This window comes from Acinetobacter sp. UBA5984, assembly GCF_002429925.1.
Taxonomy (GTDB): Bacteria; Pseudomonadota; Gammaproteobacteria; order Pseudomonadales; family Moraxellaceae; genus Acinetobacter; species Acinetobacter variabilis.
In genome coordinates this window covers 1-10,588 of record NZ_DJBE01000084.1, presented here as the reverse complement: position 1 = coordinate 10,588, position 10,588 = coordinate 1, and the positions used below count along the sequence as shown (strand labels likewise).

Sequence of the window (10,588 nt, the reverse complement as noted above, 5' to 3'; positions counted from 1 at the left end):
ATCTATTTCAGGACAAGACAGTATTCGTTAAGCCCAGATCACCAGCATCGCTGCAATCACCACCAGTCCCAATCCCCAATGCTCGGCACGCGCCAGTTTTTCTTTAAAGAAATAAGCTGAAATCAGCAAACTGAACAGGATTTCGATTTGTCCCAAGGTTTTCACGATTGGCACGCTCATCATACTCATGGCGGTAAACCACCCAAGGGAGGCCATAAAGCTGCAGAAGCTGACTTTAAACGTAAGTCCCAAACGTTGCCACATGGCAACTAAGGTTGTGCGGCTAAACAAGCTTAAATAGATCAGCATACTGATACACTGGAAACCAATCACTGAAATCAGTACCCATGAAGCACGATGCACGGTTGGCAACATCGCTAGTTCCAGACTGGCTTCACGTACCAAGAGTGAAGTAATAGCAAAGCTCAAACCGCTGCCGATGCCGATGGCTAAAGTCTTGGTGGATAAACCAGTGATCTGATTGCCCTTACTCAGCAGGAATACCGCATAACCGCCGATCAGCACACCGATCCATGCCAGTGCAGAAAGATGATCTGACAGGAAAATCACTCCGATAATGGCTGCCAGAATCGCTTCACTTTTTGCCAGTCCAACGCCAATCGCATAATTTTTCTGTTTAAACAGCTGCACCATCAAGGCGGTTGCCAGAATCTGGCTGATACCGGCAATCAGAATATAGATCCAATACTTCGGGGTAAAATGCACTACACTTTCTACCGGTTTGAAGTGGTATAAAGTCGCGATATAAAGTCCAGCCAGAGGCAATCCAAACAGGAAACGCGCCAGCGTCACGCCCCAGATATCGACAGTGGTACTGAGCTGTTTTTGAAAGGCATTTCGCCAGGCCTGCATAAATGCAGCCATTAAAGTAAAGAAAACCCAGCTGATTGCCATACCCTGATCATTAATGCCGTAAAAGTGAATTAATTCTATGTCTTAGTACAATCTATGACTAATTAAAAATGATATAATGGCTAATAGCTAAAAGTTTAATTTTCTAATTCAAAAATAATTAAAATTTATCAGTTTAATAAGGGTGAAATTGATTTCTCAGATTCCAACTATGCTTAAAAAATAAGAAAGTAACTCCTCATCTTTGATTAACTTATAATAAAAGGCTCTTCTATTTTAAGAGACCGAAGATGTTTCATCAGTATACCAATTAGGTTTTATGAAAAACGCTATTCAATCAATTTTTTTCAATAATTTTTGATCTCTAATTTTTTATAGTTTGCATTATTCAGTTTTTTTAAATTGATACTTTCGTTTTTATTTAAGAAAAAAATACATAAGTCAGTTCATCGGTTTTTTTATTTCTGTCAGCTTTTCTTCTATAAACAGTCACTAAACTATAATCTAATGAATAATCGATCACATGCATTTTACAATTAATCAACATAGTGTTTTTTAAGAAATTTTTATGATGAATTTTTAAACAGGATAAAATTCCGCAATGCAATCTGAATATAAATTACAGAGTTTCAGCAATCCATTGTAATTCATTCATTTCGCAGGGAGTATCGATGAAATATTTTGAATGTCCAGTTTGCGAAAAGCAGATCTTTTTCGCCAAATTCGTATGTGATCACTGCCTTTCCTCTATCGGCTATATCGCCTCCGAAAAAGAAATGACGACATTTAAAAAGCTGAATGCTCAGGAGTGGGTTCCGGTTGCTAAAAAGTATCAACATTCCCGTTATAAACCTTGTTATAACTATACCCATCATCAGGTATGTAACTGGATGATCCCTGCAGATGATGAGGAAGATTTTTGCGAATCCTGCCAGCTGACTCATGTAATTCCAAATCTGGAAAATGCCGAAAACATGATTTACTGGTATCGGCTGGAGGAAGCCAAACGCCGTTTTCTGTATCTGACCCAACGTATGAACATTATGCCTCGTCCAAAACATTCGGATGATGATCCATTGGGTTTACGTTTTGATTTTCTTCTTCCTGAAAAAGACAAGCCAGTACTTACCGGCCATGCCAATGGTGTAATTACCTTAAATGCCTTTGAGGCCGATGTGGTTTATCGTGAAACCACCCGGGTCAATATGGGTGAAAACTACAGAACCTTATTAGGGCATTTTCGTCATGAAAGTGGGCATTTTTATTTTAATCTCATCCAGCACCTACATCCGGAATTACTGGATGAACTTCGCCATTATTTTGGAGATGAGCGGCAAAATTATAGTGAAGCACTAGAGAGGCACTATAATCAGGGTGCGCCTATTAACTGGCATGAAAAATATATTAGTCCCTATGCCACCGCACACCCGTGGGAAGACTGGGCTGAAACCTGGTCGCATTATCTGCATATCATGGAAACGCTGGAAACGGCATTTTATGCTGGCTTACGCGTGGAAGGTAATGGCCGAAATCTGGCCAGTATGGACTTTAAAGAATGCCCGATTGGTGGACAGGATTTTGAACATATCCTGGAAAACTGGGTCACCCTGACCTTTAATTTAAATGCCTTAAACCGCAGTATGGGTCTGGAGGATGCTTACCCCTTTAAGCTGACTGAAGCTGTGAAAGATAAACTGCGTTTCATTCATCGGCATATATTGGATAAAGTCTTTAATAACCCACGTCTGATTCAGAACTAAAATATTTATCTAATACAATATAAATAAAGCCCGTGATCCACAGGCTTTATTTTGGGCTTAATACTATTTCAATAAATTAAGCGATACTCTTAGCTTATTACCAAAAGCATCGCCATCTAATCTAAATAAACTTAAACCAGTTCTACCGCAATCGCTGTTGCTTCACCGCCACCGATACATAGCGCTGCAATACCTTTTTTGCCGCCAGTACGTTTCAAGGCATGAATCAGGGTCACAATGATACGGGAACCTGAAGAGCCCAGTGGATGACCTAGAGCGCAAGCACCACCATTAATATTCACTTTGGCAGGATCCAGTTCAAAGGCATCAATCGCTGCCATGGTTACCATCGCGAAAGCTTCATTAATTTCCCATAGATCCACATCAGTTGCATTCCAGCCAGTTTTCTTCAGTACTTTTTCAATTGCCCCCACCGGTGCAATCGTGAATTCTGATGGATGTTGTGAATGGCTGGCATAAGCCAGAATATTCGCTAGAGGTTTCAGGCTATACTGTACTGCAATCTCGCTCGATGTTACAACCAATGCGGAAGCACCATCGGAAATTGAACTGGCATTTGCCGCAGTAATCGTACCGTCTTTTTTAAATGCCGGACGTAAAGATGGGATTTTGTCTGCTTTGGCATTCAGTGGTTGTTCATCCTGCTCAACCACCACATCGCCTTTACGCGTGCTGACTGTAATTGGCACGATTTCATCTTTGAAGAAGCCCTGCTGAACGGCAGTCACGGCTTTATTTAAAGAGCCAATCGCATAATCATCCTGTTGTTCACGGGTATAGCCTTTTTTGTCCGCCATTTCTTGTGCCAAGATTCCCATCGACAGACCTGTTTCAGCATCTTCCAGACCTTCCTGGAACATATGATCGGTCACTTTCCCGTGGCCCATACGGAAACCGGCACGAGCTTTATCCATTAAGTACGGTGCGTTCGACATGGATTCCATACCGCCCGCCACTACGATTTCTGCAGAACCGGCCTTGATCGCATCCGCAGCTTGCATCATCGCTTTCATGCCTGAACCACAAATTTTATTGATCGTAGTCGCACCGGTTGAATCTGGCAAACCTGCCTGACGCATGGCCTGACGTGCCGGACCCTGTTTTAAACCTGCCGGCAGTACACAGCCCATGATCACTTCATCAATATCATTGGCTGCCAGACCTGCACGTGCCACCGCTTCCTTGATCACTACAGCTCCTAAATCTGGTGCGGTACAGCTAGAAAGTGAGCCTTGAAAACCGCCCATCGCGGTACGTACAGCTTCTACAATTACAATCATTCTAATCTCATCCTTTAACATCATTGTTATCAACACTGCAAAGTGATATCTGTGCAGTGTTTGTCCTTCGCAATATTTGCGGGTTTAGGCCTGTGCAGTGAAATATTCTTCTGGTAATTGCATCACCAGCTCTGCACCTGCCTGAATGCGTTGAATTCTCGCACTCAAATCCGGGAGTACTTTAGCAATATAGTAATTTGCCAGTACCAGTTTATTCTGGAAATAGCTCTCTTCTTTAGTAGCCGCCGCTTTACTGATACGTGCGTACATGTAAACAAAGCTCAGCAGACCTACAGCGTGCAAATAATCAACAGCAATCGAGTTGGCAAGGTCAGGATTTACCTGAGACTGTTCAACAATAAAATTGGTAATATCTTCCAATTGTTGACAGGTATCTAAGGTTGCCTTTTTAATCGTCAAGGCATCGTCCAGACTTTGGGAAAATTCACGGATTTCTGCAATATATTCTGCAATATAAGCACCTTTGCATTTTGTGGTTTTACGGCCGATCAGATCAATCGCCTGCACTCCATTGGTCCCTTCATAGATCTGTGAAATGCGCAGGTCACGGATACATTGTTCCATGCCCCATTCACGAATATAGCCATGACCACCAAAGCACATTTGTGCTTCAAGTGCAGCATCCAGTGCTTTATCGGTGAGGTAAGCTTTGGCAATAGGCGTTAATAAAGCCACACGATCGGTTGCTTTACGTACCGCCTCAGGATCGGTGGAGTATTTGGTAATATCCAGCTGCTGACCGACATAGACTGCGAAAGCACGTGAAGCTTCATTATTAGCACGTACATTCAGCAACATACGGCGTACATCACCATGTACCAGAATTGAATCGGCTGGTTTTTCTGGTGATTTTGCACCGGTTGATGCACGGCCCTGTAAACGGTCGGTCGCATACTGTGCTGCATTCTGATAAGCAAATTCTGCCGCGCCAATGCCTTGAATCCCCATCGACAAACGTTCGTAGTTCATCATCACGAACATGCCCGCCAGACCTTCATTTTCATTGCCCACCATATAGCCTTTGGCACCATCAAAGTTCATGACACAAGTTGCTGAACCTTTAATGCCCATCTTATGTTCGATCGAACCGGCAGCGACTGCATTGCGCTCACCGAGTGAACCATCGACATTGACCAGGAATTTTGGGACAATAAACAGGGAAATACCGCGTGAACCTGCTGGCGCATTCGGTGTTTTGGCCAATACCAAGTGAATAATATTTTCACTCAGATCATGCTCACCACTGGTAATGAAGATTTTGGTCCCGGTAATGTTGTATGAACCATCTTCGTTTGGTTCAGCCTTGGTTTTGATAATGCCCAGATCTGTCCCTGAATGTGGCTCAGTTAAACACATCGTGCCCGACCATTCACCCGTATAGAATTTTGGCAAATAGGTTTCTTTCTGTTCCTGCGAAGCACGGTCATTGATCGCCATGCCAGCACCCACGGTTAACAGGGGGTAAAGCATGAAAGATGGATTAGTACTCCAGATCATTTCATCAGCCAGTACGGTCAACATTTTTGGCATACCTTGACCGCCCCATTCTTCAGGCGCACCCAGCCCCACCCAGCCGCCTTCAGCAAACTGTTTGAAAGCTTCTTTAAAACCTGCAGGTGTTTTGACTTCACCATTACTAAACTGAGCACCACCTTCTTCATCTGCAGGGCGGTTCAGATCAAGAATCACATTCTTGGAAAACTTGGCCATCTCCTCCAGAATTGCATTTGCAGTTGCCATATCTAAATGTGCAAGATTTTCATTATTTTGCCAAAATTGTTCGGCCTGAAACACATCATTTAAAATAAATTCCATGTCTTTTAGTGGCGCATTATAAATAGGCATTTTCACATTCCTTCACTGGTGATACTCAATCCTGTTACTGAGTATTTTTTCATTATGGATTCGAGAAAATATTTGGATGCTTTTTGCTCGAATCCATGCATGTCATTCAAAAATCATCATGTCGAATTAATCTGATGATGAATTCATTGACATAAATCAGCGATATAAAATTTAAAATCAAAAACTTTATACCTCTGGTATTTACTGAATCCTTAAAACTTAAATCCATTGATGAATGAAAAATTTAAGCTGTTAAAATGACTCTGGCTTCACTTCGCTAAACCTTGTCTGGTCTGGGTTTAAAACAAAAATATGATTCAGCTTTATGCCCTAAAAACCATAAATCAAATATATTGAAAATGGAATTTTATTTAACAAAGTTGATCTCAAGGGTTCAATTTTCTTGACAATATTTTTAATGCAGCTGTATATGACTTTCTTCTACAAGAAATATTGAATAGATATACAAATTTAGATAAGTATGACGACCTTAGTTTTTATAGCTATACCTGCGAAAATAGCATATTCTTAGTAGGTTCCTTTTCGAAAATGATGAGTCAAGAAGATGACGACTGTAAGAAAGCAGAACTTCCTTCTTCGTAAAGAGAAGATCTTGAGCATGGCAGAAAGTCTACTGCTTGATAATAATCAGGACATCACCTTGAGTGAACTTGCTGAAGAACTGGACATCGCCAAAGGAACTATCTATAAACATTTTAAAAGTAAAAACCAGTTATATTTAGAACTCATCATTCTGAATGAAAAAAGAATTCTGGCAATTTCTGATAAATATAATAACGATATTAAAAATTATGTTTCGCAATATATGCTTTATCACATGCTCAATTCAAACCGGACTATTTTGCTGCATGTCATTGAAGAGCGTTTAACTAATAATGAAAAAAACCTGAAAGAGTTATTTCAGGAACTCTATCGTATTCGTGAAGAACGGATTATCCGCATTAAAGATATGACCCATGATTATCTGGTATCTTTAGACAGTGCAATGTCAATCCGGGATTATTTATCTTATATCTGGACGGTAACTTATGGGGCTTCACTATTATTAAATTCGACCAGTTATCAAAAAGCGATTGGTTCGCGTGAACGCTTGATTAAACTGTATATTAATCAGGCATTGATGACGCCAGATAAAATATCGGCAGTTTCATAAAAAATGCCTAATCATGATTAGGCATTTTAGAATTATCTTTTAAATAGTGAATATCAAGCTATAGTTTCGGGCGGAAAGCCATCTTCAGTTAATGCCGCGATAATCTCAGATTCGCTTGCACTCGATTCAACCTCCACCATTTTACTGACCACATCAACATTTACTTTAGCATTTTCATCCAGCTCCTGAATGGTCGCAGTCACACTACGCGCACAACCACTACAAGTCATATTTTCAATACGGAATTTCATCTTGATCTCCCTTTGATCAGTTTAAATTTGGGTTAAGTGATATAAGTTCAAGTCTATTTATCTGCTTTGATAGGCGTATGCGCAGTTTTCCCATGTGACACACCCTGCTCAATCTGTTTCAGGATTTGGCAATCAGACTGTTCATCTCCAGCACACTGCGCAACCGATTGCTGCAAAATTTTCATCATATTTTGCATATCCGCAATTTTCTGTTGCAGTAACTCGATATGCTTTTGCGCCAACTGTTTGACATCACGGCTGTGTCTGGCATCATTCAGCCACAGGCCGAGCAATTCTTTCATCTGCTCGGAAGAAAAACCCAATTCACGCGCATGCTGAATAAAACTTAAAGTCTTCATATCATCGTCACTATAAACACGATAACCTGAATCGCTACGTTTAGGATTGGGTAATAAACCGATATCTTCATAATAACGGATCATTTTGGCCGAGATCCCGGAGCGTTTCGCGGCCTGTCCAATATTCATTACACTGCCTCCTTCAACTGGATCGGCTGATAAGTCTTTAAACGAAGCGCATTGCTGACCACAAAGACTGAGGATAATGCCATCGCCCCTGCTGCAAACATCGGTGATAACAAAATACCGAAGAATGGATACAACAGACCTGCAGCAATCGGAATCAAGGCAATATTATAAACAAAGGCCCAGAACAGGTTCTGTTTGATATTGCGCATGGTTGCTTGACTCAGGCCAATACCGGTTACTACATGCTGTAAATTTCCTGACATCAGTACCACGTCTGCTGCTTCAATCGCCACATCCGTACCAGTTCCTATTGCCATTCCGACATCGGCCTGAGCCAAGGCAGGTGCATCATTAATCCCGTCACCGACAAAAGTGACGATGCCATGTTGCTGTTGGAGTTGGCGTACCGCATCGACTTTTTCATTAGGCAGAACTTCGGCAATGACATGGTCAATTTTCAACTGTTTAGCAATGGCTTGTGCAGTATGCTGGTTATCACCGGTGATCATGGCAATCTTTAAGCCTTGATCATGTAAGGCCTGAATCGCACTATAGGTTGTGGCTTTAATCGGATCAGCCACAGCAATAATGGCAGCCAACTGCTGATCTATCGCGACATATAAAGGCGTGCGTCCCTGCTCGCCTAACTGTTGTGCTTTCTCTTTAAAAATATCGACACTTAAACCCAATTGCTGCATCAGGCGTTCTGCGCCAATATGAATTTGCTGACCTGAAACTTGAGCTTTCACGCCTGCACCAGTGATTGAATCAAAATCACTGACTTCAGGTAGTTGCAGCTGTTGTGCTTTCGCAGCTTCAACAATCGCATGGGCAATCGGATGTTCAGACTTGGCTTCCACTGCTGCGACCATTTGCAAAACTTTTTGCTGCTCAAAACCAGATGTCACTGCAAAATCGGTCAGGGCTGGTTTCCCTTCAGTTAAGGTTCCGGTTTTATCCACCGCCACAACTCTGGTTTGCTGCAAGAGTTGCAATGCTTCGCCTTTACGGAACAAGACACCCAGCTCTGCTGCCCGGCCGGTGCCGACCATAATAGATGTTGGCGTAGCCAGGCCCATTGCACAAGGACAGGCAATAATCAGTACTGCAACAGCATTGACCAGTGCATAAGTCAGATTCGGTTCAGGACCCAACAGGAACCAGACAATAAAAGTCAAAGTCGCGAGCAGCATCACAGCCGGCACAAACCATAAGGTCACTTTATCGACTGCCGCCTGAATCGGAAGCTTTGCGCCTTGTGCCTGTTCCACCATATGAATAATCTGAGCTAGAACTGAATCTTGTCCGACTGCTGTCGCCTTGATCTGCAAGGTGCCATTCTGATTTACCGTTCCGCCAATCACCCGATCTCCAGCCTGTTTAGCCACCGCTAAAGGTTCACCGCTGATCATGGCTTCATCGATATAACTTTGACCAGAAACGACTTCACCATCAACTGCGACTTTCTCACCCGGACGAATCTCGATCAGCATGCCCTGCTGTACATCAGCAATTTTCAGATCAACCCAGGTTCCATTTTGTTGTACTCGAGCAGTTTTTGGCTGCAAGCCAACCAGATATTGAATCGCTTCAGAGGTTTTACCTTTGGCTCGAGCTTCCAGATAACGTCCTAGTAAGATCAAGGCAACAATCACAGCCGCCGCTTCGAAATACACATGTACAGTACTTTGCGGCAATAATTGCGGAAAGAACGTGGAAATACAGGAAAATCCATAAGCGGCTATTGTTCCCACGGCAACCAGAGAATTCATATCGGGTGCCAGTCGCAACAATGCCGGAATCCCATGCTGATAAAACCGCCGTCCTGGAATCAGTAAGACCAGAGTAGTCAGCAGAAACTGGATATACCAGCTGTTTTGGGTACCTAGCGTATGTGCAATCCAGTGATGAAAAGCCGGAATCAGGTGTGAACCCATTTCCAGAATAAACACCGGAACAGCTAAAATTAGCGCCAACCATAAGTCACGTTTTAGCTGTTCAGTTTCAGCGGTTTTCTTTTCCTGAAATGCCGTCTGGGCATCGGTAGCCTGTGTATCTAATTTTTCATGGGCGTTATATCCAGCTTTTTCGACGGCAGCAATTAAAGCTGGAAGCTGACTACGCGGCGCCTTGACCGAAGCTGTTTCAGTGGCGAGATTGACTTGTGCTTCACTTACCTGATCGACTTTTTTCAAGGCCTTTTCTACACGTGCTACGCAGGAGGCACAGGTCATTCCTTCAATCGCCAGTTCAATTCGGTCGGTTTGAATATCAAAGCCGGCCTTTTGTACCGCCTTAACCAGTTGGGAAACAGCGAGAGGACGAATTGCAGTGACATGAGCTTTTTCGGTTGCCAGATTAACCTGCGCATCTAGTACCTGATCGACTTTTTTCAAGGCTTTTTCAACACGAGCTATACAAGACGCACAGGTCATACCTTCAATATTTAAATCAAACTGCTGGATCACAGCTTCAAAACCGGTTTTATTAATAGCATTAACAAGTTGCGTTGCAGGAATAGGTTGTTCACTTTTTAAAAAAGCCTGTTCAGTGGAGAGATTGACGTTCGCTTCCACCACACCTTCAATTTTCTTTAAGGCTTTTTCCACACGTGCGACACAAGAGGCACAGGTCATTCCTGAAATCTGTACCTGCTGTTCATATAACTGTGTGGTTGCTGGTGTATTCATTCTGCGCTCTCCATTTACCCATTCACTGCCTATGCTATAGCTTAAACATTACCATAATAGGAAGGTCAAGCTTCTGCTTTAAATTCTTGATCTTTCATTATATGAAGGCATAAAGTCCAATAAAAAAGCCCAAAGATGACTTCAGGCTTTTTCGAGATTTAGTGTGTCCCGTCCTGAAATAAGTT

Annotated in this window: 8 protein-coding genes; 2 read left to right on the top strand and 6 right to left on the bottom strand. The window is 42.5% G+C overall.

Features of this window, described 5'->3' with window-relative positions:
* Positions 1–27: 27 nt before the first annotated feature.
* The gene (locus B3J29_RS15260) at positions 28–915 is read right to left on the bottom strand and encodes a DMT family transporter (RefSeq protein ID WP_004785615.1); all 888 of its coding nucleotides are present in this window, start codon (positions 913–915) and stop codon (positions 28–30) included.
* 629 nt (positions 916–1,544) lie between these two features.
* Here B3J29_RS15260 and B3J29_RS15255 point away from each other — a divergent pair.
* On the top strand, positions 1,545–2,633 hold the full coding sequence (locus tag B3J29_RS15255; RefSeq protein WP_004785614.1) for a zinc-binding metallopeptidase family protein: 1,089 nt from the start codon (positions 1,545–1,547) through the stop codon (positions 2,631–2,633).
* Positions 2,634–2,764: 131 nt separating this feature from the next.
* Here the strand turns inward: B3J29_RS15255 and B3J29_RS15250 are convergent, their stop codons facing one another.
* Both B3J29_RS15250 and B3J29_RS15245 read right to left on the bottom strand, forming a co-directional pair.
* Entirely contained in the window at positions 2,765–3,940 is a 1,176-nt protein-coding gene (locus B3J29_RS15250; protein ID WP_171064830.1) for a thiolase family protein, read from the bottom strand.
* A gap of 78 nt (positions 3,941–4,018) precedes the next feature.
* The gene (locus tag B3J29_RS15245) at positions 4,019–5,800 is read right to left on the bottom strand and encodes an acyl-CoA dehydrogenase C-terminal domain-containing protein (protein ID WP_004785610.1); all 1,782 of its coding nucleotides are present in this window, start codon (positions 5,798–5,800) and stop codon (positions 4,019–4,021) included.
* A gap of 565 nt (positions 5,801–6,365) precedes the next feature.
* On the opposite strand from B3J29_RS15245, the gene B3J29_RS15240 reads away from it, so the two are divergent.
* Positions 6,366–6,974: a TetR/AcrR family transcriptional regulator gene (locus B3J29_RS15240; protein ID WP_004785609.1), complete on the top strand. Its 609-nt coding sequence runs from the start codon at positions 6,366–6,368 to the stop codon at positions 6,972–6,974.
* A 53-nt stretch (positions 6,975–7,027) separates the two neighbouring features.
* On the opposite strand, the gene B3J29_RS15235 is transcribed toward B3J29_RS15240, so the two are convergent.
* The 3 genes from B3J29_RS15235 to B3J29_RS15225 are packed head-to-tail and all read right to left on the bottom strand — an operon-like array spanning position 7,028 to position 10,403.
* Positions 7,028–7,225 (bottom strand): heavy-metal-associated domain-containing protein, encoded by a 198-nt coding sequence (locus B3J29_RS15235; RefSeq protein WP_004785606.1) that lies wholly within the window; start codon positions 7,223–7,225, stop codon positions 7,028–7,030.
* Positions 7,226–7,278: 53 nt separating this feature from the next.
* Entirely contained in the window at positions 7,279–7,713 is a 435-nt protein-coding gene (gene cueR, locus B3J29_RS15230; protein ID WP_004785605.1) for a Cu(I)-responsive transcriptional regulator, read from the bottom strand.
* Complete coding sequence (locus B3J29_RS15225; RefSeq protein WP_004785602.1) at positions 7,713–10,403, bottom strand: heavy metal translocating P-type ATPase; 2,691 nt, start codon at positions 10,401–10,403, stop codon at positions 7,713–7,715. Before B3J29_RS15225 ends, cueR begins: the two co-directional genes overlap by 1 nt.
* Positions 10,404–10,588: the final 185 nt, after the last annotated feature.

What these genes read in the sequence shown, in the direction of transcription:
- B3J29_RS15235 (WP_004785606.1), bottom strand. Translation starts at nt 7,225, where the DNA reads ATGAAATTCCGTATTGAAAATATGACTTGTAGTGGTTGTGCGCGTAGT.
- B3J29_RS15255 (WP_004785614.1), top strand. Translation starts at nt 1,545, where the DNA reads ATGAAATATTTTGAATGTCCAGTTTGCGAAAAGCAGATCTTTTTCGCC.
- B3J29_RS15225 (WP_004785602.1), bottom strand. Translation starts at nt 10,403, where the DNA reads ATGAATACACCAGCAACCACACAGTTATATGAACAGCAGGTACAGATT.
- B3J29_RS15245 (WP_004785610.1), bottom strand. Translation starts at nt 5,800, where the DNA reads ATGCCTATTTATAATGCGCCACTAAAAGACATGGAATTTATTTTAAAT.
- B3J29_RS15240 (WP_004785609.1), top strand. Translation starts at nt 6,366, where the DNA reads ATGACGACTGTAAGAAAGCAGAACTTCCTTCTTCGTAAAGAGAAGATC.
- cueR (WP_004785605.1), bottom strand. Translation starts at nt 7,713, where the DNA reads ATGAATATTGGACAGGCCGCGAAACGCTCCGGGATCTCGGCCAAAATG.
- B3J29_RS15260 (WP_004785615.1), bottom strand. Translation starts at nt 915, where the DNA reads ATGGCAATCAGCTGGGTTTTCTTTACTTTAATGGCTGCATTTATGCAG.